A 26,212-nucleotide genomic window follows, 5' to 3' on the forward strand; every position below is an offset into this window, starting at 1 on the left:
ATTTTATTCTATTATATATCTATTCTAATTATTTGTCATTATATTCTGATTATTTATCTTACTTTGCTCAATCCAAGGCTAATGCACATAAATAGTTTTGATCCCATATAATGTAACATAACATGTTTTCACTTCTGATAAATAAAAAATCTCACAATTCTATTTATATTATGAAAGGAGTACCCATGAATAACGAATTTCATTCTCCGGAATACTGCTGCGGCAGCATTAAACCCGAACAGGCTCGAAAAGTTGTGGAAGGACTAAACCTATACCTAGCCAACCTAAACATCCTATTTGTAAAACTGCATAATATTCATTGGAATGTTGTTGGTGCTGGCTTCTTTGAAATGCATAAAAAAACACAAGAACTTTATGAGGCAATTAGTGAACAGCTTGATGAAGTCGCAGAACGAATCAAGATGCTCGGCTGCTATCCACGAGCTTCTATGCAAGACTATCTTGAGGTTGCAACCATTTGTGAGCTTCCTAGCGAAGATTTAAACGCAACTTGTTCTGCAAAAATAATTTTAGAAGATTTTTGTACAATGTTAAAGCTGGCGCGAAAAATCAATGAGGTAGCCAAAGATTCTGAAGATGATTGTACCTCCGGATTATTAGCCGAGGCAATTTGCTTCTACGAGAAGAACCTTTGGTTCTTTAGTGCATTCCTAACAAGGTGTTAGCCATTAAAAAGCGACGTTTACCAATTGGTAAAACGTCGCTTTTGCGTGTATCGCTGTTAATAAGATTACTAATGCTTAGGATGCATAACAACCTTAAGACAGTTGTCTATCCTACGGCCAAACTTTTCATAGCCAATCATCGCATCATCCAAAGTTAAGCGATGTGTGATAATATCATCAGCCCTAAGCTTCCCTTGCTGAATGAGTTGAATTAGCTGACTAGTATAATTTTGGACTAGGGCCTGACCACACTTTATGGTAATACCTTTTGCAAAAATATCACCAATAGGAAACCCATCAGCTTTTGCGCCGTAAACACCAGCCAACCCAAGGCTGCCGCCATGACGAAGCGCCTTCACTTCCCAGTTTATCGCCGAAACAGAAGCAACTGCTGGTTGATCTTCTGGACGAGTACCTGGCAAAGGCGGAATTCCTACTCGTTTCATTCCTACCATTGCTGCAACTACCAGGTTGGTAGGCTCTGCCTCAAAGCCTACTGCATCAATTGCAACATCGACACCACGCCCATTCGTCAACTCGCGAATGACTTCGCCCGGGTCGTCATGGTCACGGAAATTTATTGTCTCAACACCCGGATTTAGCTTTCTGGCATATTCGAGGCGATATGGCACTTGGTCAACTGCATAAACGCGACTTGCACCTTTAAAGATTGCGCACCGCTGAGCAAGTATTCCAACTGGACCACATCCAAATACAGCTACTGTATCCCCAGGTTTGACACCAGCCACATCTACTATCCAATAAGCTGTCGGTAAAATATCTGTAACAAAGAGCACCTGCTCATCTGTTAGATTATCCGGCACAGCCAGTGGGCTAACATCAGCATAGGGCACACGAACATATTCGGCTTGTCCTCCCTGAAAACTGCCATATGCTGCTCCATGACCAAAGGCTGCAGCTATCTCACCATTCTCATTAGAGTTTTCGCAGTGAGTCCAAAGTTTGGATTGACACATTACGCAGTGACCACAGGATATTGGAAAGGGAACTAAAATCCGATCACCTCGTTTCCAACGCTTTACATCTTTACCTACTTCCTCGACAATTCCCATAAACTCATGCCCTGGTATAACACCATCATGGAGCATGGGCTGTAAACCATGATAAATGTGTAAATCCGATCCACAGATTGCCGTGGACGTTACACGCAGCAATACCTCTCGCGAATCCTGTATCTCAGGATTTGGTACATTCTCTAGTGACAGACTATAAGGTTTATGATAAACAACTGCTTTCATACCTACCCCCCTTTAATTGTTAGAATGTTACTAAAGGTAGGTAATAATACGCCTGAACTTTTAAATTTTCATTATCTTGATTAATTTTTAGGAAAGATTTAAATAAAGACTATCAGTCATTTTTCACTAATAAAAAAGGCTTGTAGTCTATGCTACAAGCCAGTAGATTAACTGATTCTATCTTATAAAGTTTGTGAGTTCTTTTTGCTCTGGTGGTATAGGATCAACTAGAGGCTTGCCAGCTTCTAATACTTTAAGTAGCCAAGCCATGTTCTTGCCTAATACTCTCATAATTTGGTTGCCTTCTCCATCTTGCGCTGCTTCCCCTGGCATCATTCCATGAGTCACATTCCAATAATTTGCAGTTGGCACAACCATCTCGGAATACATTATGTAATGGTTTAATGAATCAAATGTTGAAACTCCGCCCGACCGTCTTACAGCGACTACTGCTGCACCAACCTTATTTCGAAGCATGGACTTATTAACAGATGAAACAAAAAACGCTCTATCCAGGAATGATTTCATAGTACCTGCTATGCCTGAGTAATATACAGGCGATCCCAGTAAAATCCCGTCCGCTTCTTTCATCTTTTGGATCCAGGAATTTACGTCATCAGAAGAAATTACACATCGTTCATCTTGATTTTTTACACAGCCCATACAGGCAAGACAGCCTCGAACGGCTTTATTGCCTACGTGGATCACTTCAAATTCAATACCACTCTTTTCAAGTTCATCTCCAATAGTCTTTAATGCATGATAAGTATTACCCTCTTTGCGGGGACTACCATTAAAAGCAATAACCTTCATACCTCATCCTCCTTTGATTCGATCCAAATAATTATAGGTTTTCTCATGCAAATAATATATATTACAAAATATTCCGATACAAGTACCCACTTTTTAGGATGATACTTACTACAAGGTAATGCATTTATACATTTACTGTTTCCTCAGTTCTTTACTATGTAACATTAAATCTCGATAATTTCATATTCCTTGGTACCAATACCAAGTTTCACCGCATGATCGATACAAGACTTCCAATTTGTCTCTGGATGAGCTATCGCGAAATGATCTTGTTGCTCGCAGTTAGAACCCTGCTTCTTTATCTGTTCGTCTAAAAAGCTGTCAGAAATAACCGGAGCTTTGTTTGCCATGTCAGCACATGCCATGTCGAGCGCTACGGGATCAAAAGAGGCAAACATACCGATATCAGGAATAATCGCCACATCATTTTCACTATGGCAATCGCAATTTGGAGCTACATCGATTACCATACTAATGTGAAAATGAGGTCGGCCATTAAGTACCGCCCATGAATATTCAGCGATCTTTTTATTTAACACATCATTTGATTCATCCCAAGCTGCAACGATAGCATTAAAATGGCAAGTACCTATACAGCGTCCGCAGCCAACACACCGTGTATGGTCTATACCAGCCTTTTTATCCACTACACTGATTGCAGAATGAGCACAAATACTCACACACACGCCGCATCCTACACACTTTTTGCTGGAGACACGAGGTTTTCCATCACTATGCATCTCCATTTTCCCAGCTCTTGAACCACAACCCATACCAATATTTTTTAATGCACCGCCAAATCCAGTAAGTTCATGTCCTTTGAAATGTGTTAGGCTAATGAATATATCGGCATCCATTACAGCCCTTCCGATTTTTGCTTCCTGGATATGCTCACCACACGGCACAGGAACATATGATTCATCTGTTCCTTTTAATCCATCACCGATAATAATATGACAGCCTGTTGTGAACGGATTATAGCCATTCTCATAAGCTGCATCTAAATGCTCTAATCCATCTTTACGCCTGCCTACATATAAAGTATTGCAATCTGTGAGAAATACCTTTCCACCCAGACTTTTAACTAAGTCTGCAATAACTTTTGAGTAATTAGGACGAAGAAACGCAAGATTACCCGGCTCTCCAAAATGCACTTTAATTGCTGTAAATTTCTCTTTAAAATCAATTTGTTCTATCCCGGCTCTTTTAACTAGCTTTTCTAGTTTTTGCAGCAAATTCATATCAGAAGTTGCTCGCATATTAGTAAAAAACACTTGAGATTTTCCCATAAAATTCGACTAGCCCCCTCAGTTCTTTATGATTGTTCATTTATCAGCGTACACCTTAGAGTACACTCGATGTCAATAGCTTTTGAACCTACTTAATAACAATAAAAAAGCATAGACAGTTAGTCTATACTAAATAAATATTCATTTGGCCTTGCTTTTAGGATTGCAGCAATCTATGTCTTGGCCCACAATAAAATTATCGTAATAGTCAAGCTTTTTATTAATCTTAGCAAGATAGCCGTTCATCAATACAATACGCTGCTCAAGATCACGTTTGTGCTGAAACATAATTTGTTTTCTAATCTCAATTGTACTATCGCCTTCCAGGCAGAGACTAACGTAGCCTTTGATTTCAGCACCACTGACATACCTGTATCACGCAAACAGCGAATTAATATCAGCCATTCTATATCATGGTCGTTAAAGATACGATTTCCATTATTATCGCGCCCTACAAAAGGCAATAGTCCTTCCCTTTCATAATACCTTAGTGTATATGCTGTCAAGTCAAGCTTTTGCGATACCTGCTTGATTGTGTATGTCATAATTAGCCCTCCAGAGTTTTTTAACTTTGCAAGTTACACCGCTATTTTTCTATAGCATAGTAAGCACTATATAGACTGCAGAACCCCATATCAATATAGCTGAAAACCTATTTATAACTTCATAATACTGGATAAACCAATTTTGGCTACCCAATCCCCGCCCTAATATCGCCAAAAAGAAAAACCATGCCCAGGAAATAATAATACAAGCCGCTGTAAACAGCAGCTTATCATCACCTTGATAATTTACTGAGCTTGTACCAATTACACCAATAGTGTCAAGTATTGCATGAGGATTTAGTAACGACACAGTCACTGCAAAGATTATCTGTTGTTTGCTTGAAAGGCTTTTTTTATCCCTATCATTATTTACTGCTGTGTTATTCCAAGTTAGCCAGCCTATATAACATAAAAAGACGGCCCCGAATGCAGCCATAATTATTTTTAAAAATCCAAAAGATAACAGTAAAAGAGAAATACCATGAACACTGATTAAAATAAGCAGTGTATCACACATTGATGCCGTAATTATTGCCGGCAAAGCTCTAAAAAAGCTTGGCTGCGTTACACCTTGATTAAAGACGAATAAGTTCTGGACTCCTAAAGGCAGTATTAAACCGATAGCTAAAATAACCCCATGTATGAACGCCTGCATTAAATATCTCCCTTAAACATTGCACTAAATCCCTTTATCAGTATCGATTTAGTATAACATAGCGCAGTCGTATTTATAGAACACATTGTTATTCGTTCTAGAATAATAAAAAACCTCCATATTAACTAAGATAAAATAACCTCGGCAGCAGGACGACAGTAATTAATTCTAACTGAGATTCCTTAGTAGATAAATAGACATCAAGGCTAATATAAGCCCTGATGCCTTTTATCTACCTATATACTACTAACCCTTGATTATTATTAGAGATTTTTCACCTAGTGAGTCACCACAAATCGCTTTTCCTAATAGGATATGATAAAAAAGCGAGTTGGAGATGAGCCACGTGTATAGTAATAAGCTTCGTTTATTAGTCTGCTTAACCTTGATATGTTTACTCGCCGGTTTTACTTCTACTGCCCTAGCTGCACCTAGTCTTCAATGGTATACCGATCAAGTATATTATGATAATCTTGGCCGGTTGATTATTGACGGATATTTTTACAATAGCGGGACACGAATAATAAAATGGGTAAACTGGCTGGAAATGAATATCTATGTCCGTCAACATTCTACCAGGTGGTGGCTGCAAGAATCAGCCACATTCCGTGATTTAAATGTAACATTATACCCCGGTGAATCTATTCGTTGGAAATTTCGCATTCATAATGTAGACTACGCTTATTTTGACTATTGGGATGTTAAATGGCGAGTCAACTATCAGTACCAGTAAAAATACCTAGGAAAACTACAATAAAATTTACAAAATAAAGAAGCTTCAAGAGCTGACCACTCTTGAAGCTTTAGTTAATTTCTTTTCATCTATAATCATTAGGTTTGCGACTCGTTTGCAACTTAAAATACTTGTAGAAACTAGAGATACTGCGAAATCCCGTCATATACGCTATCTCAGTAATATTAATTTCTGTTTGTTCAATTAACTCTATAGCCTTGTCTAGCCGCAATCGTAATATATATTGGGCAGGAGTAAGACCAATATACTGCTTGAATAGTCTTATTAAATGACTAGCACTCACACCTAACTGTTGCGAGACCGCACTTAAGCATATTGTTTGATCATAATTTTGATTAAAAATCTCTTTAAGCTTATTTACCAGTTCTAAATCAGGCTCATATATTAGCATATCTGGACGACATTTTTTACATGAACGATAGCCAGCTTCTAGAGCATCTGTAGAAGAATTAAAAAACACTACATTTTCTCGTAGTGGAGATTTTGCTCTGCATGAAGGCCGACAGAAAATCTTTGTTGTTTTGACCCCATAAAAAAACTGTCCGTCACTGCTTTTATCGCAAGCAATAGTAGCAAACCATTTTTCGTCATCAGTAAGCAAAACAGACTTGTCCATACGTGTTTCCTTCTAATGTTTATCTATAAATTGCTGCAACTCGTTATGCCACTCTTCAGGCTCATAATTGCCAACAGCAGTGCTTTCGCCAAATAAAAGATCCACCAGATAGCGTGGTTGTTTCCCACCGATATGCATCGCTTTAATACAAGATACACAATAAACTACGACATTATCGGATGGCATTTCCTCTGACCGTTTTCGCATCTGCTCTTTAACCTGTTCTACTGATACTGCACCATAGAAGCTATCACCGCAACAGGTTGCATTTGCCCTGGTTTTTTCAGGTTCTGTAAGCTTTATGTTCATTTTTTCAAGCAGTTTTCTAACTGCATCATGCACCCTTTCCTCAGTACGAGTAGGACAGGCATCATGAATGGACATTTCCATGCCGTTATAATTAGGAAATGGGAATGTTTTGCTCTCAGCTAGTATCTCCCAAAGTGAAATTGTAGAGATACCTTCATAAAGTTCTCTAAATCGTCTGTCACAGCCTGCGCAGGTATTTATTACCGTTGTATCACTTGCAAGCTTCGGAGAGTGCCTACAGCAAGTTAAGTGTTGAGGGGTACTGCCTAATTCGCTATTTAAAAAACCTAATAAATTTGCCGCCGATTCGGGCTTGTATATCATCAAAGCGCAACCGGGTGCATAAACGTGGTTCATGTAATCACTCCATGTGTTTTTATAATAATTGTATATTAAATGGATCAAACAATCTTCCTATATTTCACTAAGTAATTTTTCTCACAAAATAGTGAACTAATTCCACGCTTGGGATAGAGCTTCTATACCCTTTTCTAGTTCATCAGAATTCATCCGGCCAAATCCAAGCATTACATAAGAAGGGTAATCCCGGTTGCACTGGTAAGTGTCAGATATAGGATATATCCGAACATTTCGCTCTAAGGCCCGATTGATAATTGTTTCCTCACTTAACGTATTATTAACTAACTCTAAAGTAATATGGAGTCCCGCCCCTTGTCCAAGGATGTTGACTCGCTTACCGAAATGTCGATCAAGGGCTTGAATAAGCGCATCATGTTTCCTCTTATAAATTGTCCTCATCTTTCGCAGATGGCGTTCCCAAAGGCCCTGCTCCATAAAACTGAATAGTACACTTTGCTCTAGTAACGATACAGAGGCAGCATATTTGCTAAACAATTTGCTATATACACCCAGGAATTGATGCGGTAAAACCATATATCCTACACGCAGCGCCGGAGACAGCGCCTTCGAGAAAGTTCCTAAATATATAATACTTCCTTTAGAGTGCAATCCTTGCAATGCAGGAATCGGTTTTCCCTGATACCTAAGTTCGCTGTCATAATCGTCTTCAATAATAACTCCCCCAATATTTTCAGCCCATTCAATCAGCTTTAGCCGATTATCTATCGGCATAACATATCCTAATGGAAATTGATGTGAGGGGGTAACATATGCAATAGTGCTGTTGGTATTCTTTAAATAGTCTAAGTCTATACCGCTAGAATTCACTGAAATGGGGTTGATAGAATAAGAATAGTTTTGGAAAACCGATCTAGGAATCCAGTGACCGGGATCTTCGACTGCCAGTATTGAATGATTACATTTTAATAGTTGAGCTATGATCGCCAGACTATCTTGAAGGCCTGAGGTTATAACAATCTGTTCTGGTCCGCATAAAACTCCACGAAATCGCTCCAAATACTTACTAATCTCAGAGCGCAGATCAAACTCTCCCTGCGGATTACTATATAAGCTAAATTGTTCTACTTTTTCCTTTAAGTTTTCGGCTATTAGTTTACGCCAAACATTATTGGGGAAACTATCTGAAGAGATGCCAGCGGGATGGAAGTCGTATAACCATTTGTTTCCATCTTCAGTCTTCACTTCCGCTGCAACAACACTCCGATGAGTACAAGGGATACAACCTTGGTCTAGTAGCGAAATATAGTATCCGCTTCTTGGTTTGCTATATATAAAGCCTTCTGTGGCTAATTGTTCATAAGCATATTCAACAGTGTTCCGGCTTACTGATAATTCTACGGAAAGTTGCCTAACTGAAGGCAGCTTGACATGAGCAGTTAGCTTCCCAGATAAGATTTGCTCTTTTATATCTTGATAAAGCTTAACGTGTAATGGTCGCCGATCATTACTATCCAATATAAACATCATATTTCACCAACACTTGTATTCTATTTCGAAGTAAATTACCACTATTATAGCATCCAAAAGATAGTTTCAATAATATACACAGAACTGCCACCGTCTTTTTTTTGAAAACTGCCTCTACTAATGGGGACAATTCCATTTTAAAATGTAAATATCCAAGCTAGACTTTATCAACGAAAGGATGTATTTTATGCTTAATGAAAAATTATTGGCGATTCTCTCTCACCCTGTAGACGGAGCTGTTTCGATGGTTACTAATGGCGAAGATGGTCCTCATTTAGTAAATACCTGGAATAGCTATATAACTGTAACTCCCGATAATAAACTCCAGATACCGGCTGCCGGCTATAACAAAACCGAAAAAAACCTTTCAAACCACAATGAGATAATTCTCTCAATTGCAAGTAGAGAAATTGAAGGTTACAGGGGAAAAGGCACAGGCTTTATTGTTAAAGGAAGTGCTCGTTTTATAAATTCCGGTACAGACTTTGATCGCATGAAAGAAAAGTTTTCATGGATCCGAGCAGTCTTAGAAATTACCGTATCATCGTCAAAGCAAATGCTATAATTGGCGCTCATATTTTATCAACATACAATCCTCCCGTTTTAATGTTTTTAAAAAGCTGAAAAAGCTTACGTGTCATAAAACAAGAAGCTTCAAGAGTTACAATGCTCTTAAAGCTTCTTGTTTTTTTGTGAACTGCGGACTCGCACCACTAGTAATTATTTAGATGCAGAACCTCCATCAGAATTACTTTGAGCGAGCGTACTATTATGCCTACTATATGTGAAGTAAACTAGTATGCCTATAGCTACCCATATTCCAAAGAACATAAAAGTCTCTGCTGGAAGGTTCGCAATCAAGTATCCGCAGAATAGCACAGCCAGCGGTGCAACTAACCACACATACGGACAGCGGAAGGGGCGATGAATATCTGGCTGTCTTTTACGAAGTACGAAAACTCCAACGGAAACAATGCAAAATGCTAGAAGCGTTCCCATATTACACAATTCGGCTATAACGTTGATTGGCAGAAATCCACTAAGTATGCAAACCACGACACCTGTAACAATAGTTATTGTATGAGGAGTGCCATATTTAGGGTGTACCTTTACCAAAGTTTGTGGAATCATTCCATCTCTAGCCATTGCCAGAAATACGCGAGTTTGTCCGTACATCATTACTAATAGAACTGTAGTAATCCCACAAATGGCCCCCAGACCTACTATTGCACTACCAAAATTTAATCCTATTGTACGTAGAGCAAAAGCCACCGGTTCGCCATTATTGAGTGATGTATAAGGAACAACACCTGTAAGAACAGCAGCTACTGCAATATACAATACAGTACATACAACCAATGAACCCACTATCCCAATTGGGATGTCTTTGTTTGGATTTTTACATTCTTCTGCAGCTGTCGATACTGCATCAAAGCCAATATATGCGAAGAAAACAATAGCCGCGCCGGTGGCCACACCACCTAGTCCGAATGGAAGGAACGGCTCCCAGTTCATTGGATTTACATGAGGAGTTGCTAAGAGTAAGAAGATAGCAACGCAGCCGAGTTTTACAAATACCAGAACCTTGTTTAGTGCTGCACTTTCTTTAGTGCCTAAAACTAAAAGATAGGTAAGAAATATAACAATTATAATGGCTGGCAAATTAAGAATTCCTCCATCCGCAGGAACGGCAGTCCAAGCCGTTGGAAGAACAATTCCCGCCGATTTAAGTAAGCCAACTACGTAGCCGGACCACCCCGCAGCCACGGCTGATGCCCCAACAGTATATTCACAAACTAATGCCCATCCTACAATAAATGCAACAAATTCTCCTAGCGACGCATAGGCAAATGTATAAGCACTGCCAGCAACAGGTACCATAGCTGCAAGCTCGGCATAAGCCAATGCCGCAAAAGCACAAGCAAGACCAGATAATACAAAAGACAGCATAATACCCGGACCGGCATATTTTGCTGCAGCCACTCCTGTAAGTACAAAAATGCCCGTTCCAATAATACAACCGATACCTAATAGGACTAGATCCATAGCGCCAAGAGATTTTTTCAAGGCATGCTGTTCAGTTCCCTTTATTAGTTCCGCTATGTTTTTTGTGCGAAAAATATTCATATATATCCCTCCCTTACATATATTTATTTAACTGCATGGACAACTATTCCCTGAATTACATTAATACTGATCATTCACTTGGCAAATCGCGAGCTGAATCTATAGCTTCATTCCAAGGTGTATATTCCAAACTTAACGAATCGGCTACCGCCTTATAAGTTAACTTACCGCCAACTACATTAAGCCCTTTTGCTAAGGCAGCATTCTCTTTAATTGCCTGTTTCCAACCTTTATTTGCTATCTGCAAAGCATATTCTATAGTAGCATTAGTCAAAGCAAAGGTTGATGTTCTGGCTACAGCACCTGGCATATTGGCCACTGCGTAGTGAACAACGCCATGCTTGACGTATGTTGGATCACTATGGGTTGTAATGCGGTCAATTGTTTCTACCGAGCCGCCTTGGTCGATGGCAACATCAACAATAACCGATCCAGGGCTCATCGCTTTTACCATTTCTTCAGTTACTAATTTCGGTGCTTTTGCTCCAGGTACCAGGACTGCACCCACTAATAAATCTGCCCTTTCTACCCAGTGGGCTATATTGTAGCTGTTGGACATGATCGTAGCGACTCGTCCTTTAAATATATCATCAAGATATTGGAGTCTTTCTAAAGATTTATCGAGTATCGTAACACGGGCACCCATACCTACAGCCATTTTAGCGGCGTTAGTTCCTACTATGCCGCCACCTACAATTACGACCTGAGCGGCATCTACACCCGGCACTCCTCCAAGCAAAATCCCTTTACCACCAACAGGCTTTTCTAAAAATTGTGCACCAATTTGGATTGACATTCGCCCTGCCACTTCACTCATAGGCACTAACAGCGGTAACGTACGCCCCACCTCAATTGTTTCGTAGGCAATACCGGTTACTTGTTTTTCTATTAGAACTCTAGTTAGTTCTGGTTCGGGAGCAAGATGCAAGTATGTAAACAATATCTGCCCCTCTCTAAACAAATTGTATTCTGAAGCTATAGGTTCCTTAACTTTTATAATCATATCCGCTTGACCAAAAACCTCTTTGGCAGAGTTTAAAATGGTCGCACCAGCCACGCGATAAGCTTCATTACTTATTCCGCTGCCACTTCCCGCGTTGCTTTCAATTACAACAGTATGACCTGCATTACACATTGCGGTTACTCCTGCTGGCGTAATTGCAACACGCGCTTCATTATTTTTTATTTCTTTAGGTATGCCAATAATCATAAACAGGACCTCCTTTTTTAATTCTGCAAATTATAAATGCAAATCTCGTGCCAAAGACTAAGTAGTTTATAAAAAAATAAACCCAGCCTGTCAGCTAGGTAAAAACCAATTCATTGTAAATCATCCAACCAATTGCCTACCTTATCTATATCAAATGGAATGATTTCGTTACAGCATTCGGAATTAAACCTTTCCATTTGGTGTTCTTTCATTCCAGCCTAATGAAGCACTTCATCAGACCTCTTATATAAGCACCTTAGCTTGACAAGCTATCACTATCCCGTAATATTTTGGGCAAATCTTTCACCAATAGTGTAGTACCTTAAAACCTCCATCCACTACTTTGCTGAGGAGTGAAATATGTTGGCTAATCTTTGTTTAAAAATCATAAATCAAGATCGCGTAGGACTTGTGCTTGATATTTCTAAAGTTCTAGTTGAACAGAATATTAATATCCTTTCCATGGAGGTTTCACCTAATATTATGTATCTAGAAATTCAAGAATTGTCACCTAAGAATTGCAGTTTAGTCATACAGCAATTGTCTCTAATTGCGCAAGTTAACCATGTCATTCCAATATCCCATATGCCTTACCAAGAAAGAGAACAACAGCTTCAAGCAGTGATGGATACTATTGGCGATGGCATTATAGCTATTGACCAACAGGAAGTAATAACGCATTTTAATCCTGCTTCAGAACAAATTTTAGGTTACAAGACAATTGATGTACTGGGGAAAAAAATTAGAGATATTCTTGGATCTAATATTCCGCTGCTAAAAACGGTACAAGATGGAACAGTCTATAATAATCGCGAATTAATTATTATGACCCCGAAGGGAGAAAGCCATTATATTACTAGCGGCCGTCCACTAAAAGATGACACAGGATCTATTATTGGTGCAGTTGCAGTCTTGAAGGCTATGACTGATGTAAAAGAGCTGGTTTATTCGGTTATCAAGCCCCAAATCAGCAAATTTGCTGATATCATTCACATAAGTGATAGCATGAAACAAACCATTAATATGGCAAAACTTGTTGCTAAGAATAATTCGACCATACTGATTCGGGGGGAAAGCGGCACTGGCAAGGAGTTATTTGCTAGATCTATTCACATGGAAAGTCCCCGCAGCGAGAAAATATTCGCACCGATTAACTGCGCTGCTTTGCCTGATGCACTCATGGAAAGCGAACTATTTGGCTATGAAGATGGTTCTTTTACTGGAGCAAAAAAAGGCGGAAAGCTCGGGCTATTTGAGTACGCTAATGGTGGGACTATTTTCCTTGATGAAATCGGTGAACTTTCCAGCAACCTCCAAGCAAAACTATTACGCTTTTTGCAAGAAGGTAAAGTTCGTCGAATCGGCGGCGATCGTGAAATATCTGTAAACGTTAGAATCATCGCTGCGACCCATCGAAATCTTGAAGATATGATTCGTAAGAATGAATTTCGCGAAGACTTATATTACCGACTAAACGTAATTCCCCTTTATATTCCTCCACTGCGTGAGCGCAAAGAAGATTTGCCCATATTAATTGAAAGTTTATTGCTAAAAATAAATCATCGCCTAAAAAAACAAGTTACTCACATTGCAAAGCCAGCAATGACCAAACTGCTGCATCATGATTGGGTCGGTAACGTTCGGGAGTTGGAAAACGTAATTGAACGAGCCGTTAGCCTTGCTTGCCAAGGAGAAATTAATGCTGAGCACATAATGATTGATAAAAATTATGTTCCTACCCAGCCCTTGTGTCTGCCTACCACAACTAGTAATTTAAAAGATATCATTTCCGAGGTTGAATGCCGCATTCTTCGTGAAGCAATCAAGAAACATCGTACTTCTCGGCAGGTAGGAAAACATCTTGGCTTATCTCATACTAGCGTTCTAGCCCGAATGCGGAAATATAATTTAAAAGAAATAGAATGATACCCTACTAATAAGCTATAGTAGTTCTTGATTTATATAGATACCCCATTATTTTTTATAAATGGCATAAATTAAGCAAGGTACAGAAATGTAACTTCCGCCCCTTGTTCTCTTTCGATGTCCTCTTCGAGATTTAGTCTCGCTCCCATCCATCCTTATAAAACCATCTATGGAACCACAACCAAATAGCCCAAGAAGGTAACCACAATAATAAAGAATAATACCAATCATAACCGTTGCCATAAACTATCATGTGTGTATATCTAGAAAGAAAAAATTCCATGAGTCCTAATACAACAGACCATAATAATGCCCATTTTACTCTGCTCATTGGTGAATAACGCACCCAAATCATCGCTAAAATTGGAACTACGACCATATTAACTGTAAAAGATATATCATCAATTATTGGACATACCCTGACGGGAAACTCCCACCACTTAAAATGCATAGCAATAAAACACCAAACATTAGCGTATAAGCTAGCAAACATTGCTACTGGAATAAAGCGTTTCATCCCTTTATAGAAAAAGGCTAAAGCCAGCAAAGCCACTGTCATTGCTATATATTGTAACCATAATTCAAGCGACACAGGATCACCACCTATTCGCTTATATTATTCCGTCAAGACTCTGTAATTATTAATCTCACAGATTTTGAAATAACCATAATAGTATATTTCTTATCGTTTAACCATAACTACCCAAAGGGAAGGAAATCTATATTTTTTATAGAACAACAACTTATGTAAAACAACTTGCAAACTAACGTTACTAGGAGCAATTATGGATTATGTTCATGTATCAATAATAACCTCTGTTACTGGCACCGCTTCCATAGTTCTCGTCTATATTTATTTATATATACTGTATCGCCACCGGTACATGGGGATATGGGCCCTTGGCTGGCTAATCCTACTCTCACGGTATATAGTATTCGATTTAGGTATTCTTCCTTGGAAGCAGTCTATCTTAGGCTTGATCACATATCAATTTATGATTATAATCAGTATCCTGCTTTTCGTGTGGGCTACGCATCTCTCTATAAATAAACGGCTTAGCAAATGGTGGGTATATGGAACTGGTCTCGTCTTTTTCCTAAGTATAGCGATAAACATGCTATGCCAACCGTTAATTTATAAATTATTGCTCCCTATCTATTTTGGCTGTTTTGTATGCATATGGATCGGCATAACTTTTATTCGTAATTCACAACTGCTAAAAATCGGTCGTCTAATTACTGGCTATGCTTTCATCTTGTGGAGTCTTCTAAATATAATTGCACCTGCCATACTTAGTGGTTCATGGATGCTTCTCTGGGCTCACTCTATTGGCGGTTTATTGCGCGTGTTCATAGCTGTTGGAACTCTAATAGTATACTTTGAAAATACTAGAACAGCTTTGGCAAATACGGAAACTAAATACCGTTTGCTAGCAGAAAATGCTGCCGACGTAATCTATTCGTATCAAATTTTAACTGAATCAAAAATCGAGTATATCAGTCCATCAGTTTTGGAGATTACTGGTTATTCCCCCGAAGAATTTTATGCAGACAATACTTTAATTTGGACTTTAATACATCCTGATGATCATTTCTTGCTCGATAATTTTATCTACAATATCCCTAAATCGATTGAATCACCGCTGACGTTGCGGCTGGTTCGAAAAGACAAAACTACCTTATGGCTAGAACAAAAGTGTACTCCTATTTATAATGATAACAACGAGCTCATCGCACTACATGGTATTGCTCGTGATATTACAACCCGAAAGAACTTAGAAAAAATATCCTCAATGTTAGACCGTATGAATGTGGTAGGTAGCATGGCAGCAACTGTCGCTCATGAAATTAGAAATCCTTTGACTACCGTACGCGGCTACTTACAAGTAATGGGGAGAAGAGAAAAATACCAAACAGATAAAGAATTTTTTAAATTAATGATTGCAGAGATTGATAGAGCCAATTCAATTATCACCGAGTACCTTTCGTTGTCACGAGAAAAAAAAGCTAATTTAGAAATAAGATCGTTAAATATTATTATTGAATCACTATTCCCCTTAATCCAGGCAGATGCTAATTCTTCAAAAATATATGTATCATCTAGCCTTACTGCTATTCCAGAATTATTACTAGACGAAAATGAAATTCGCCAATTGCTTTTAAATCTAGTACGTAATAGTATTGAAGCAATGCCAAATGGGGGAAATTTAGCTATTCACACCTTCCAAGAAAATAGCAACATTGTATTATCTGTCAGTGACCAGGGATCGGGAATACCATCTTATATACTTGAAAACATTGGTACACCCTTTATTACTACAAAAGACACAGGTACGGGCTTAGGCCTTCCAATATGCTATCAAATAGCCAGCAGGCACAATGCCAAAATTAAAATTAGTACCCACCATGGCGGCACTACATTTTTTATTTATTTTAGTCCTCCATTATTATAGATTATAAAATAGAAAACGCCCTTTTTCAGTGAGTAAAGCACTCCTAAAAAAGGGCGTTTTTCTTCTATTTACACTCTAATTCCTTCTTATATCATAGGAACCATCCCCACTGATAACTAATGACAACTTTTAATCTCTAAGGTAATTAACACCAACAATTCCAGCGATAATTACGCAAGCGCCAATTGCATGGTAATAATGGAAAGGTTCGTTCAATATGACAATCCCTGCTAATACCGTAATAAGTGTTGCTAAATTACTAAAAACACTCATTTGAGATGCTTGTAATTGTGATAGCGCATAATTAGAAAGATAAGACGTCCCTAGCGATGATAATATACCTAAATAAAGCATAGCAATTACAAAGTTTAAATGGGTAAAGGGCTGCATAAATAAATTAATAGTACCGTTTAACATATGACTTATGATTGCTAGACCGTTAAATGTTATTAGCCCAAAGAGAGTCATAATATAAGTGATTGTCAGCAACGAATAACACTTTGTTAAATTTCTGGCAAAAACGTTGTATAGTGCAGCTGAAACAGCTGAAAGCAAAACCAACCCATTGCCGAGTAGACTTATACTTTTATCCCCAATTCCATTCATGTATAAGATGTAAATTATACCAAGCACCGATAACATGACGGCAATTTTTTGACCATATGTAGTTTTTTCTCTCAAGATTAAGCTTGCCAAAACCAGTGTGAAGATTGGAACTGACGCATGGACAATTCCAGCTTCTGATGATGACGTGTGAACTAACCCAAATACTTGAAACGCAAAAAAGAGGGTTGGATAAAGAATCGCTAAACAGGCGATTTTTATTATATCTTTAGTTGGTAAATTTATAGTTTCCTTTTTAAACAACAATAGCACTGAGGCAGCAATCCATGCAATAGTAAACCGATGTGCTAATGCATCAAATGGCGTAGCAATTGTTAATGCCATTTTTACAAACATAAATGATAGTCCGACTATCATTGCATAGAGCGTTGCTGCAATATATGCTTTTCTTTTTTCGACCATGCTTATCATCCTTGCCTCAGCAGCATACTCATCCTACAAGAAGAGCTAATTTAACTATATATAATTTATGATACTTTGGCAATAATCACAACTTGCCGTCCCTGTGCTTCCGATTATGCTTTGGGAAATATATATTGAGATTTTGGAGAAGATAAAAAGCAATGAGATTAAAGTTTCAATTTTTCTAAGGAGCGTTCATAATTGGATAATGAAGAAATTGCAAATCGAACCCTTGATTTGACCCTAGAAATCACCCGCCTTAACATATATGAATGGAGATACCTTGACCTTTTTACTTGGCAGTGGTGGCTTTTGCTAACAGTATTCATTATCCCCTGGATTGTTTTTATAAAAATGGTCGATAAGAAATATTTACCCGAAACAATGCTATTAGGCACATGGGTGATAATTATTTCTGAAACATTTGATCATATCGGCTATGAACTCGGCATGTGGACATATTTAGTTGAGATTTTTCCACTATTCCCGCGATTTGAAGAGGTAAACTTTTCCGTTTTGCCAGTTACTTATATGCTTATCTACCAAAAGTATCGGGATTGGAAAAAATATATACAAGCAATAGCAATTGCTGCAGGTATATTTACTTGGATTTGTGAACCCATACTGATTTGGCTGAACCTTTACGTTCCGCTAAATTGGAACCCTAGTTACGGCTTTCCAATTTACATAGCAATCGGACTAATTACCAAATGGGGAACCCAAAAGATTTATAGTTTAGCTAAAGCCAAGGATTGATTATGGAACTTCTCCTATGGTATTCAACAACTAAATAATCAACCAATAAGCTTTCCCTTAATGGGTATTGTCAACGGAATAGCAAGTAATACAACTAATGCTACCAGTATTACAGAAGTATTGATGCCAACAATATCACTTACAGCTCCATACACCCAAGGTGAAACTGCACCTGAAGCAATTGTTGCTGTATAAAATACCGCAAAAGCCTGCTTTCTGTTTTCTTCAGATACCAATTCAGGAACGCTGCCATAAAGTACTGAAGAAGTACCATTTAATGCTACTCCGAGAAATAACGAAAGTATGATATCAGTATGTAATGAAAAGCTAAGCATACCTACTATGCAGAGTGCTGTGAGAATTTCCGTAATGATTACAGACCAGATTATCCCAACTTTTGCAGCCAGCATACCGCATATAAATTTGCCCATTGCGCCCCCTGCAAATATAAGAGAAAGCGCTAAACCGATTGTAGTCACCCCAGCCCCTTTTTCTTGAAGTACAAAAGGGAAAAAAGTTAAGAACCCCATTCTTGTGCTGCTGTCAATCATTCCGATCATTAGCAAAGCCCAAAAGCCTTTGCTTGCTTTCCACGAGACTAAGCTGATTGCTCGTTTTACGCTTTTTTGCTGCTCATTTTGAAATATTATATTTTTACTGCTTTTATAAAGAATAATTGCTGCTACTATACCTACTAGACCTATTACCTGACTCGCGGCCTGCCAGCTATACTGACTTATTATTAAAGAAGCTCCCGCAGGCAAAAGCAGTTTACCTATATCGCCTGCTACATTAAAAGTACTCAGCGCAACTCTTCGCGAAATATTATCAGTATACGCGTTTGAAATTAGCGACGAAGATAATGGATGCTGTACACTTGAGCCTAATCCACCTGCAATAAGTAGGAAACCTAAAACTACCGGCGATGGCGCCCAGCCATACAGGTATACGGCAATACTTGTAAGTACTGTTCCAAGTAACAACAGCCGAATTTCGCCTATTCGATAAGCAAGATAACTCGACGGCACTTGGAAACAGGCCATAGTACCTGAAAAAAGGGTTTTCAAAAAACCGATTTCCGTGAATGTCAGCAAAAACTGTGATTGCCAAATTGGAAAAAAGACGTATAGCATATCCGTAAATCCATCATGAATTAAATGTGCCAATCCTCCAGTTAAGAGTGCTTTAGTGTGAATTTTCTTGGTGCCGGCTGAAATTTTACCCACCAGCCAAATTTCCCTCCCTTTATAGCGACTGTAAATAGCCTAACAACGAACTTTTAAGATTTGCGCGCACAGCAATCATTGTTAATAGTGTTTGCGTTGCATTTGTAAATCTTTTTTCTTTATGGAAAATAACCGAAAATACGCTTTTAAGTTTCGGTACCTCCTTAAACTCAACTAATGTACCATCATTTAGGCTGTCTCTAACCAATACTTCTGGCAATATGCCAACTCCCAATCCGTTTATCACAGCCTGCCTGATTGCTTCGGAATCGCTGTATTCCAGAACTGGTCTTATACCATTTTCCCGAAGTATTTCATCATATATCTTTCGATAAATACTGCCTTGCTTTAATGCAATAAATGGGTGCCGCCAAACGTCATTTCCATATTTCTCAACGAGATAAGGGCATGCAACCCACACTAGATTTTGTAACGCAACATTAAATTGCAGAATTCTATTATGGATAATTTCATCATGTACCATTGCAAAATCAAAACTATTATCCAATATACCTTTAACCGTAATCGGTAAATCAAAACAATGTTCAATACTTACTGCAATATTAGGCAGCTTTTGCTGGAACTCTTGAAGAATAGGTGACAGTGTATGTGCCGCCACTGCCGTCCCGAGACCTATTCTGACAGTTTTATCATATGTTAATTCTTGCAATGCTGCTTGGGCTTCTCTATGAATTGTCAGCAATCTTTCTGCATAGCTGATTAGACATTTTCCTGCTTCGGTTATATATAATTTTTTGCCTACTCTTTCAAAAAGCAAAACTCCAAAATGTTCTTCCAATGCTCTGATTTGAGCAGTTACAGTAGGTTGACTAAAATTAATTTCTTGTGCAGATTGTGTGATGTTCTCAGTTTTTGCAACAGAAAGAAAAGTTTTTAATAAACGCAAATCCATTTTTAACACATCCTACGATTACTTTTCTTAATTGTAGGACATTCTCCATTGCCTGACAATTAATTAGGCTGTCTCATCTCCATATTTCTGTTGCTTTCATTTTACCTTTCTTGTTTAAAAAAATGAAATTTAATATATACATTGACTTAATAGGATTTTCCTATTAGCGTACCTCCAATAGCAGCACTTCTACACTCTAAAATCCTTAATATCTACATCTTCTAGTTGTGGCGAACGCACAACATACATGTAGCATCAAAATTATTTAAAACACAAAAACGGCAAGGCTCAGAATTTCTGAAGCCTTGCCGTTACTATATTCTTCTTGGTGCGCCTGGGAGGACTCGAACCACCGACCAACGGTTTAGGAAACCGCTGCTCTATCCACCTGAGCTACAGACGCATACTACGCATTAGTATAATTAGTGGCATTTTATGCTCTGGGATAGTCCATATAACGCTAATTAGTATAGCATTTTAGCGGCAATATGTCAATGTAACGTCAATTCTTGCTAGACAAATGCAGACATTGCTACTTCTCATCCCGAGTATCTGACTGGCATTTATTAATAACATCCGGCTTTGCGCCAGTTGTAGTACGAATTGTGGCATTGATATCTGCTAAAAACCTGTTGATTAATTCTAATTCATTTTGACTATATACACTAAAAAATTTCCTTAGAACTTCTTTCGCCTCCTGATGCAAGATTACATGAAGCTCAAAAACTTTTCTCCCCTGAGTCGTTAACCGATAATAGACTTCTTTCTGGTTATTCGGCAGTTGATAAGCCTCAATCATATTCTTTTTTATCAATTTAGTGGTGATTTTGGAAATACCACCTTTGGTTATATTTAGTTTTTGGGCGATAGCCGTTGTATTAGGCATCTCGTTGCGTTCAATACAATCAATTACATGACATTCTACTAAAGAAATACCAACATTACGCAGTTCTTCATGCCCCTGCTCCAATAGGGCGTTTTCTAGAACTTGCTTTTCATATTCTTCAAGATCACTAAGCTGATGTGTAAAGACTTCAAGCTCGTTAATTAAATTTTGAATTTTTTTCTCTCTGTTTTGCATATAAACAACCCAACTTTTATAATATGTAATTCTTATTTAGAAACATTTTTCATTATACAACATGTACATATACAAAGCCAAGTATGTTTCCATGTTAACAAATTTATAGTTGACACGGAAACAATATTCCCATATAATAAAATTGTTTCCACGGAAACCATGATATTGTAAGGAGCGTTGCGTAATGAAAATTGATCTGACAGTTACTGTTACCGAAGAAGTTAGAAAGTTAATGGCAGAGTTTACTGCTGCTGCTCAAATCCCCCCCTATGTCCAATTCGGACATCTCGGAACTCACTTCGACGTTATGGATAAAACATTCCCGCTCGATAATACCGAAAGAAGAGGAGTGCTGTTTGATGTCAGCCACGTGAAAGAAAGAGAAATTGAGGCAGGCGATATAAATATGGACAAAATCACTGAAAACGATTTTGTTATTTTTTATACTGGGTGCCTAGAAGAAAACAAGTTTGGAACTCCTGAATATCTCCAAACCCAGCTCGAATTGTCTAATGCGCTAATAACTGCTCTTTTAAATAAAAAAGTAAGCATGATTGGTATTGACTTTCCTGGTATTCGTAAACCTGCCGAACATCCTCAGGCTGATCAGTATTGTGCCGATCACGGGGTCTTTGTAATTGAAAATCTGGCAAATCTGGATACATTGCTTACAGCGACTAAAGGCCAGCCATTTTTAGTGCATACTTACCCCGTAAATTACGGAGGACTTACAGGGCTCCCTTGCCGGGTTGTTGCCGAAGTTTAAGACAACGGGTCAGACAGATAAACCATATAGACTAGAATCTCCGCTATCTGAATGTTGTTCTCCAGAACCCGCCAAGTCGAACTGTATGTTCTGGGCTTTTAGTCATATTTCTTACGAAGTTCTCGTTATCCATCTAGTTAATAGTTAATCGGGCACTGCGTCATGAAACACGAAAAAAAGCGCGGGCTTTGGTTTTTAATTCTGCTGTCAGCAGGTCAAGCGTGCCTCCTGATAAACTAATTTCTTTATAAAAGGATGGACATAAAGCATCGCCTGATGAAAAGAAAGATAAGTAAAGCTGGACAGATAGACCAGATTTTTTGTTGTCTGATTGCATATTTTATAATCTATGGGTATAATATAAGAAAAGGACTGACGTGTTGGTAGCACGCCAGCCCAGCAAGTTGTTTAACCGAACGGTTAGCCTCGGTTTTGAGTTATAAGAAACAACCGCAATCCTCAGCTAGGGGCGGTTATTTCTTTTTTATGATCAAAACAACGAGTGTTGCAAATGCAATCATAAGATACATTGCCTCAAACATTGAAATCATCATACCACCCCCCTTCTATAAGGGAATGGCTAACCGCTCCTCAACAACTTGTATAAATATTATAGCATTTATTTCCAAACTTAAAAGAAAATCTTGTCCCAAACTTAATTGCCAATTCAGGCCACCTTTCAAACAGGTGGTTTTTTATTTCCGCTATATTCATATGCAGCGTAATCACAACAGAGATATAGCTGTCGCTCTAGCAACACAGCCTGAGCAATTTCTCCCAACCCGACCGCTCATGAGACCAACTTCATCAAGAATATCCACAAAACAATTTGGACGAGTTTTTGTCACGCTTATGTAGAACTCTATGAATAACAAAAAAGGCTTTACGATCATGATCGTAAAGCCTTCAATTTCAAATGGCGACCCCGGCAGGATTCGAACCTGCGACCTTTTGATTCGTAGTCAAACGCTCTATCCAGCTGAGCTACGGAGTCATATTGCAGCGACTGATCGCTGCCAACAAAAGATATCTTATCATATCTAAAATTAGCAGTCAAGCTATTTTTTCCCTAACCCAGAAATTCTCATCTTGATTACTATTGTATGTCCCATTTATATTCTCAAAGATAGCTACCAGTAATTTATCCACAACCCAAACAAATACGATTTATAGTTTTCCACATACATATTACCAGCTATTTTCTGGTTTTGTACGACCTTTATCCACAATTATTAGTATTTTGTGGATAAAAATGTGGATAAGTTGATAATTATGTGAAAAACCCAGTCCTTGAATTCAGAACTGGGTTTTATGCACAAACGCTTACTCTATTCTTTTGTGATTTGGCTCTGTAAAGTGCCTGATCCGCTAAGTCCACTAATGCTTCGGCCGTAATTTGCTCACTTACACACGCTACGCCGAGACTAATGGTCACATTTAATGAAGTTTCTTTATACCTAAAACTTTGCATTTCTACGTTTTTCCTTAGACGCTCTGCAAGTTTATAGGCTCCTGACTTGCTGGTACCAGGAAGCACAATGGCGAACTCCTCGCCACCCCATCTTACGGCTGCATCATTGGCTCTAATGAATTTTTTAAATTCATTGGCAACCATTTTAATAACATGGTCACCGGCAACATGACCATACCGATCATTTACCTTTTTGAAATCATCGATATCAATCATTATTAAAGATATTTGCGAAGAGTTTCCTTCAAGTTTAGCTATCTCATGCTGGAGGAAAGAATGGAAAAACTCTCTAGTCTTCAACCCAGTCAGATTATCCCGAAACACTCCACGATATAGCTCCTGCAGCAGTTTTCCACAACGAAGACCAAAAGCCAAATCGATTATCACAACACTACCCCATACTAGGGATGATATATCTTCCATTAGATATTTTTCTGCTAAAAAACCTGCTAAATGAACTAAAGATATAGTTATGAGGATTATGAGCGGAGCATTTTTGATGAAAAATCTATTTGACATAACACCCCACCTTTATATAAAAGTAAGTAATTATTCTATTTTGGGTTTAGAAAGTCCTTTATTCTGCGCTCAGAACAATTTACCAAGCATTATCTCGCACTGAAAGAAATACGACTTACGCTGCATCTCAAATAGAGCGTAAGTCGTATTTTGCTTTGTGTGTAAAAATTAAACCGGCCTGCTCCAATCTACATGAACGCCTGTAGTCTGCCACAATCTAGTCAATGCTAGTTTTAGGTCCTCAACATTGTTTACTGGTGTGATCAAACATTTTTTAAAATCCAGCAAAGTATTCTGCGGCGCATTTATAACATGCTCAGTTGTTAGATATTTCTCTACTTCGCTGCGTTTAGATTCATCCTTTAGTATTACATTAATCTCTTTTGTATCAGTGTCATACTCAATAAATCCATTGTCGTTTTTATATTGCACGGCAACACGAAATAATTGTCCCATCTATATATATCCCCCTAGAATGAATATTACTCTTTTACAATTGGAACTGTATTAGCAGCATGAGGCATAATAATTGCCTTATAGTCCCTGCCGCCTAGCTTTTCTTGGGCTAATGCCATAGCATCATCTATACTTGCTGCATAAATCATGCCGGCCTTCTCAATAAACTGCTTGTTTTGAGGTAATGTTACAACAATGTGCGGTATCCTTTTCGCCATTACACCCAGCTTTAAAGCTACAAACCCCGGCACAGTAAACCCTTGTCTCAAAACCCTTTCTCGTTCCTGGAGATCTTCGTACTCGAACCATTCACTAAAATCAGGAGGTTCTGCTATATCAGCACACTCCAGAAGAAGAACAACTACGCCGTCATCTTTACAAGCCAATGCTGCATTATCAATAGTTTTTGCACCCTGGTACAAATTAATATCTTTAGGATAGCCGCCTGCAGAAGCAATTACTAGATCAGCCTTCTGGGCAATCGGCACTCCAAATATTTCAGAAACTGTTTTGCAGCCTTCTTGCCAAGCTTCCAGCCAATGCCCTGCAACAAAACGAGCAAACTTGCCCTCTGCATTCAATACAACATTAAATAGGAAAGCAGGATTAACCATAGCTGCCATTTCAGTCATATCTTCCTGCATAGGATTTCCCTTGAGATATCCTGAACCACAGAATGGATTTACTCCTCCGCCTGCATCTTCATGCAAACAATATCTATGATTTCCTTGAATGGTTGAATAAGCCGCAACACCCGGCACTATCGCTTTTCTACCGCCCCCAAAGCCAGCCATGAGGTGATATACTATACCGCCGGTTATTATTACTTTATCAGCATTAACTATCTCTTTATTAATTTTAGCCGTTACACCCCTGGTTGTAGTACCCACTTCGATAAAATCTTCTTCATTAGGCGCATAGCTCTGAACAATCCTGATCCGATCTACAACTTCCTTACCATAGACACTTATGTTTTCTTCATGGGTATGTAAACGATGTGCCCCTAATGCTACAACTAATGAAATATCACAATCAGGCACTCCAGCTTCATTAAGTTCATTAATGATAAAGGGCAAAAACTGACTATGCTTAAGCCAAGCCCGAGTTATATCACTAGCTACAATAGCAACCTTATCACCAGCTTTTACAACATCTTTTAATGGCAGCGTACCGATTGGGTTGCGCAATGCCAGTTTCACTGCTGATTCTATGTCAGTGACAGGCTCATAAGGCCTTCCTTCAATAATCTCACTTACTTTTTCTTCCGGCAGAGAAATACTGACTACTTCTTTGCCCAGTCCAAGTTCAATCTTTGTCATGGGAATCGCCCCCTTATATTGAAGAATACTACATGAAGAAGTAACACAATAATTCATTTTATATAGTATTTTTTACCTTATTACATTATTATATCAAGCAGGAAATACACTAAGCAAGGGGAAGTTACATAATAATATTAGGACTCACCTCATATCATTCATAGTATCTCCTAAACTACAAATAATGCA

25 protein-coding genes and 2 tRNA genes are annotated in these 26,212 nt (G+C 38.4%); 7 read left to right on the top strand and 20 right to left on the bottom strand.

What is annotated here, in order from left to right; translation table 11 throughout:
- Positions 1-185: 185 nt before the first annotated feature.
- Positions 186-686, top strand: a complete 501-nt coding sequence (locus tag V6C17_RS01335; RefSeq protein ID WP_333520748.1) for a Dps family protein — start codon at positions 186-188, stop codon at positions 684-686.
- A gap of 68 nt (positions 687-754) precedes the next feature.
- Here V6C17_RS01335 and V6C17_RS01340 read toward each other — a convergent pair whose 3' ends face one another.
- From V6C17_RS01340 to V6C17_RS01360, 5 genes are all read right to left on the bottom strand, one after another.
- Positions 755-1,945, bottom strand: a complete 1,191-nt coding sequence (locus V6C17_RS01340; protein ID WP_333520749.1) for a zinc-dependent alcohol dehydrogenase — start codon at positions 1,943-1,945, stop codon at positions 755-757.
- A 177-nt stretch (positions 1,946-2,122) separates the two neighbouring features.
- Entirely contained in the window at positions 2,123-2,758 is a 636-nt protein-coding gene (locus V6C17_RS01345; protein WP_333520750.1) for a flavodoxin family protein, read from the bottom strand.
- A gap of 164 nt (positions 2,759-2,922) precedes the next feature.
- Positions 2,923-4,047 carry a DUF362 domain-containing protein gene (locus V6C17_RS01350; RefSeq protein ID WP_333520751.1) on the bottom strand — a complete coding sequence of 375 codons (1,125 nt, stop codon included), beginning with the start codon at positions 4,045-4,047 and terminating at the stop codon, positions 2,923-2,925.
- 245 nt (positions 4,048-4,292) lie between these two features.
- Positions 4,293-4,592 carry a MerR family transcriptional regulator gene (locus V6C17_RS01355; protein ID WP_333520752.1) on the bottom strand — a complete coding sequence of 100 codons (300 nt, stop codon included), beginning with the start codon at positions 4,590-4,592 and terminating at the stop codon, positions 4,293-4,295.
- 49 nt (positions 4,593-4,641) lie between these two features.
- Complete coding sequence (locus V6C17_RS01360; protein WP_333520753.1) at positions 4,642-5,247, bottom strand: LysE/ArgO family amino acid transporter; 606 nt, start codon at positions 5,245-5,247, stop codon at positions 4,642-4,644.
- A 346-nt stretch (positions 5,248-5,593) separates the two neighbouring features.
- Here V6C17_RS01360 and V6C17_RS01365 point away from each other — a divergent pair, with 346 nt between their 5' ends.
- On the top strand, positions 5,594-5,980 hold the full coding sequence (locus V6C17_RS01365; RefSeq protein ID WP_333520754.1) for a hypothetical protein: 387 nt from the start codon (positions 5,594-5,596) through the stop codon (positions 5,978-5,980).
- Positions 5,981-6,065: 85 nt separating this feature from the next.
- Here the strand turns inward: V6C17_RS01365 and V6C17_RS01370 are convergent, their stop codons facing one another.
- The 3 genes from V6C17_RS01370 to pdxR all read right to left on the bottom strand — a co-directional run bounded on the left by V6C17_RS01370 (position 6,066) and on the right by pdxR (position 8,774).
- The gene (locus tag V6C17_RS01370) at positions 6,066-6,617 is read right to left on the bottom strand and encodes a bifunctional transcriptional activator/DNA repair enzyme AdaA (protein WP_333520755.1); all 552 of its coding nucleotides are present in this window, start codon (positions 6,615-6,617) and stop codon (positions 6,066-6,068) included.
- Between the two features lie 12 nt (positions 6,618-6,629).
- Positions 6,630-7,283, bottom strand: a complete 654-nt coding sequence (locus tag V6C17_RS01375) for a heterodisulfide reductase-related iron-sulfur binding cluster (protein ID WP_333520756.1) — start codon at positions 7,281-7,283, stop codon at positions 6,630-6,632.
- A 96-nt stretch (positions 7,284-7,379) separates the two neighbouring features.
- The gene (gene pdxR / locus V6C17_RS01380) at positions 7,380-8,774 is read right to left on the bottom strand and encodes a MocR-like pyridoxine biosynthesis transcription factor PdxR (protein WP_333520757.1); all 1,395 of its coding nucleotides are present in this window, start codon (positions 8,772-8,774) and stop codon (positions 7,380-7,382) included.
- A gap of 187 nt (positions 8,775-8,961) precedes the next feature.
- Here pdxR and V6C17_RS01385 point away from each other — a divergent pair, with 187 nt between their 5' ends.
- Positions 8,962-9,339: an FMN-binding protein gene (locus V6C17_RS01385; protein ID WP_333520758.1), complete on the top strand. Its 378-nt coding sequence runs from the start codon at positions 8,962-8,964 to the stop codon at positions 9,337-9,339.
- A gap of 155 nt (positions 9,340-9,494) precedes the next feature.
- On the opposite strand, the gene V6C17_RS01390 is transcribed toward V6C17_RS01385, so the two are convergent.
- Positions 9,495-10,901 carry an amino acid permease gene (locus V6C17_RS01390; protein WP_333520759.1) on the bottom strand — a complete coding sequence of 469 codons (1,407 nt, stop codon included), beginning with the start codon at positions 10,899-10,901 and terminating at the stop codon, positions 9,495-9,497.
- Positions 10,902-10,971: 70 nt separating this feature from the next.
- Positions 10,972-12,111, bottom strand: a complete 1,140-nt coding sequence (ald, locus tag V6C17_RS01395) for an alanine dehydrogenase (RefSeq protein ID WP_333520760.1) — start codon at positions 12,109-12,111, stop codon at positions 10,972-10,974.
- Between the two features lie 363 nt (positions 12,112-12,474).
- Here ald and V6C17_RS01400 point away from each other — a divergent pair, with 363 nt between their 5' ends.
- Positions 12,475-14,037, top strand: a complete 1,563-nt coding sequence (locus V6C17_RS01400; RefSeq protein WP_442891426.1) for a sigma 54-interacting transcriptional regulator — start codon at positions 12,475-12,477, stop codon at positions 14,035-14,037.
- A gap of 133 nt (positions 14,038-14,170) precedes the next feature.
- Here V6C17_RS01400 and V6C17_RS01405 read toward each other — a convergent pair whose 3' ends face one another.
- The gene (locus V6C17_RS01405; RefSeq protein WP_333520762.1) at positions 14,171-14,629 is read right to left on the bottom strand and encodes a CBO0543 family protein; all 459 of its coding nucleotides are present in this window, start codon (positions 14,627-14,629) and stop codon (positions 14,171-14,173) included.
- 193 nt (positions 14,630-14,822) lie between these two features.
- On the opposite strand from V6C17_RS01405, the gene V6C17_RS01410 reads away from it, so the two are divergent.
- Entirely contained in the window at positions 14,823-16,490 is a 1,668-nt protein-coding gene (locus tag V6C17_RS01410; RefSeq protein WP_333520763.1) for an ATP-binding protein, read from the top strand.
- A 129-nt stretch (positions 16,491-16,619) separates the two neighbouring features.
- Here the strand turns inward: V6C17_RS01410 and V6C17_RS01415 are convergent, their stop codons facing one another.
- Complete coding sequence (locus V6C17_RS01415; RefSeq protein ID WP_333520764.1) at positions 16,620-17,516, bottom strand: DMT family transporter; 897 nt, start codon at positions 17,514-17,516, stop codon at positions 16,620-16,622.
- Between the two features lie 201 nt (positions 17,517-17,717).
- Between V6C17_RS01415 and V6C17_RS01420 the strand changes: the two genes are divergently transcribed.
- Positions 17,718-18,272 carry a CBO0543 family protein gene (locus V6C17_RS01420; RefSeq protein ID WP_333520765.1) on the top strand — a complete coding sequence of 185 codons (555 nt, stop codon included), beginning with the start codon at positions 17,718-17,720 and terminating at the stop codon, positions 18,270-18,272.
- 38 nt (positions 18,273-18,310) lie between these two features.
- Here V6C17_RS01420 and V6C17_RS01425 read toward each other — a convergent pair whose 3' ends face one another.
- The 4 genes from V6C17_RS01425 to V6C17_RS01440 all read right to left on the bottom strand — a co-directional run bounded on the left by V6C17_RS01425 (position 18,311) and on the right by V6C17_RS01440 (position 21,492).
- A complete protein-coding gene (locus V6C17_RS01425) occupies positions 18,311-19,498 on the bottom strand; it encodes an MFS transporter (RefSeq protein ID WP_333520766.1) in 1,188 nt (395 codons plus the stop codon).
- Between the two features lie 19 nt (positions 19,499-19,517).
- Positions 19,518-20,411, bottom strand: a complete 894-nt coding sequence (locus V6C17_RS01430; protein ID WP_333520767.1) for a LysR family transcriptional regulator — start codon at positions 20,409-20,411, stop codon at positions 19,518-19,520.
- 326 nt (positions 20,412-20,737) lie between these two features.
- Positions 20,738-20,814, bottom strand: a tRNA-Arg gene (locus tag V6C17_RS01435).
- 129 nt (positions 20,815-20,943) lie between these two features.
- The gene (locus V6C17_RS01440; protein ID WP_333520768.1) at positions 20,944-21,492 is read right to left on the bottom strand and encodes a MarR family transcriptional regulator; all 549 of its coding nucleotides are present in this window, start codon (positions 21,490-21,492) and stop codon (positions 20,944-20,946) included.
- A gap of 184 nt (positions 21,493-21,676) precedes the next feature.
- Between V6C17_RS01440 and V6C17_RS01445 the strand changes: the two genes are divergently transcribed.
- Positions 21,677-22,258, top strand: a complete 582-nt coding sequence (locus V6C17_RS01445) for a cyclase family protein (RefSeq protein WP_333520769.1) — start codon at positions 21,677-21,679, stop codon at positions 22,256-22,258.
- 917 nt (positions 22,259-23,175) lie between these two features.
- Here V6C17_RS01445 and V6C17_RS01450 read toward each other — a convergent pair.
- The 4 genes from V6C17_RS01450 to larA form a co-directional block, all read right to left on the bottom strand.
- Positions 23,176-23,252 (bottom strand) — tRNA-Arg (locus V6C17_RS01450).
- 315 nt (positions 23,253-23,567) lie between these two features.
- Positions 23,568-24,248, bottom strand: coding sequence for a GGDEF domain-containing protein (locus V6C17_RS01455; RefSeq protein ID WP_333520770.1), 681 nt, complete (start codon positions 24,246-24,248; stop codon positions 23,568-23,570).
- 168 nt (positions 24,249-24,416) lie between these two features.
- On the bottom strand, positions 24,417-24,704 hold the full coding sequence (locus V6C17_RS01460; protein WP_333520771.1) for a hypothetical protein: 288 nt from the start codon (positions 24,702-24,704) through the stop codon (positions 24,417-24,419).
- A 26-nt stretch (positions 24,705-24,730) separates the two neighbouring features.
- On the bottom strand, positions 24,731-26,023 hold the full coding sequence (gene larA, locus V6C17_RS01465; RefSeq protein WP_333520772.1) for a nickel-dependent lactate racemase: 1,293 nt from the start codon (positions 26,021-26,023) through the stop codon (positions 24,731-24,733).
- Positions 26,024-26,212 lie beyond the last annotated feature (189 nt).

It is taken from the genome of Dendrosporobacter sp. 1207_IL3150 (genome assembly GCF_036763085.1).
Lineage (GTDB): Bacteria > Bacillota > Negativicutes > DSM-1736 > Dendrosporobacteraceae > JBAIYU01.

What these genes read in the sequence shown, in the direction of transcription:
- V6C17_RS01335 (WP_333520748.1), top strand. Translation starts at nt 186, where the DNA reads ATGAATAACGAATTTCATTCTCCGGAATACTGCTGCGGCAGCATTAAA.
- V6C17_RS01340 (WP_333520749.1), bottom strand. Translation starts at nt 1,945, where the DNA reads ATGAAAGCAGTTGTTTATCATAAACCTTATAGTCTGTCACTAGAGAAT.
- V6C17_RS01345 (WP_333520750.1), bottom strand. Translation starts at nt 2,758, where the DNA reads ATGAAGGTTATTGCTTTTAATGGTAGTCCCCGCAAAGAGGGTAATACT.
- V6C17_RS01350 (WP_333520751.1), bottom strand. Translation starts at nt 4,047, where the DNA reads ATGGGAAAATCTCAAGTGTTTTTTACTAATATGCGAGCAACTTCTGAT.
- V6C17_RS01355 (WP_333520752.1), bottom strand. Translation starts at nt 4,592, where the DNA reads ATGACATACACAATCAAGCAGGTATCGCAAAAGCTTGACTTGACAGCA.
- V6C17_RS01360 (WP_333520753.1), bottom strand. Translation starts at nt 5,247, where the DNA reads ATGCAGGCGTTCATACATGGGGTTATTTTAGCTATCGGTTTAATACTG.
- V6C17_RS01370 (WP_333520755.1), bottom strand. Translation starts at nt 6,617, where the DNA reads ATGGACAAGTCTGTTTTGCTTACTGATGACGAAAAATGGTTTGCTACT.
- V6C17_RS01375 (WP_333520756.1), bottom strand. Translation starts at nt 7,283, where the DNA reads ATGAACCACGTTTATGCACCCGGTTGCGCTTTGATGATATACAAGCCC.
- pdxR (WP_333520757.1), bottom strand. Translation starts at nt 8,774, where the DNA reads ATGATGTTTATATTGGATAGTAATGATCGGCGACCATTACACGTTAAG.
- V6C17_RS01385 (WP_333520758.1), top strand. Translation starts at nt 8,962, where the DNA reads ATGCTTAATGAAAAATTATTGGCGATTCTCTCTCACCCTGTAGACGGA.
- V6C17_RS01390 (WP_333520759.1), bottom strand. Translation starts at nt 10,901, where the DNA reads ATGAATATTTTTCGCACAAAAAACATAGCGGAACTAATAAAGGGAACT.
- ald (WP_333520760.1), bottom strand. Translation starts at nt 12,111, where the DNA reads ATGATTATTGGCATACCTAAAGAAATAAAAAATAATGAAGCGCGTGTT.
- V6C17_RS01410 (WP_333520763.1), top strand. Translation starts at nt 14,823, where the DNA reads ATGGATTATGTTCATGTATCAATAATAACCTCTGTTACTGGCACCGCT.
- V6C17_RS01415 (WP_333520764.1), bottom strand. Translation starts at nt 17,516, where the DNA reads ATGGTCGAAAAAAGAAAAGCATATATTGCAGCAACGCTCTATGCAATG.
- V6C17_RS01430 (WP_333520767.1), bottom strand. Translation starts at nt 20,411, where the DNA reads ATGGATTTGCGTTTATTAAAAACTTTTCTTTCTGTTGCAAAAACTGAG.
- V6C17_RS01440 (WP_333520768.1), bottom strand. Translation starts at nt 21,492, where the DNA reads ATGCAAAACAGAGAGAAAAAAATTCAAAATTTAATTAACGAGCTTGAA.
- V6C17_RS01445 (WP_333520769.1), top strand. Translation starts at nt 21,677, where the DNA reads ATGAAAATTGATCTGACAGTTACTGTTACCGAAGAAGTTAGAAAGTTA.
- V6C17_RS01455 (WP_333520770.1), bottom strand. Translation starts at nt 24,248, where the DNA reads ATGTCAAATAGATTTTTCATCAAAAATGCTCCGCTCATAATCCTCATA.
- V6C17_RS01460 (WP_333520771.1), bottom strand. Translation starts at nt 24,704, where the DNA reads ATGGGACAATTATTTCGTGTTGCCGTGCAATATAAAAACGACAATGGA.
- larA (WP_333520772.1), bottom strand. Translation starts at nt 26,023, where the DNA reads ATGACAAAGATTGAACTTGGACTGGGCAAAGAAGTAGTCAGTATTTCT.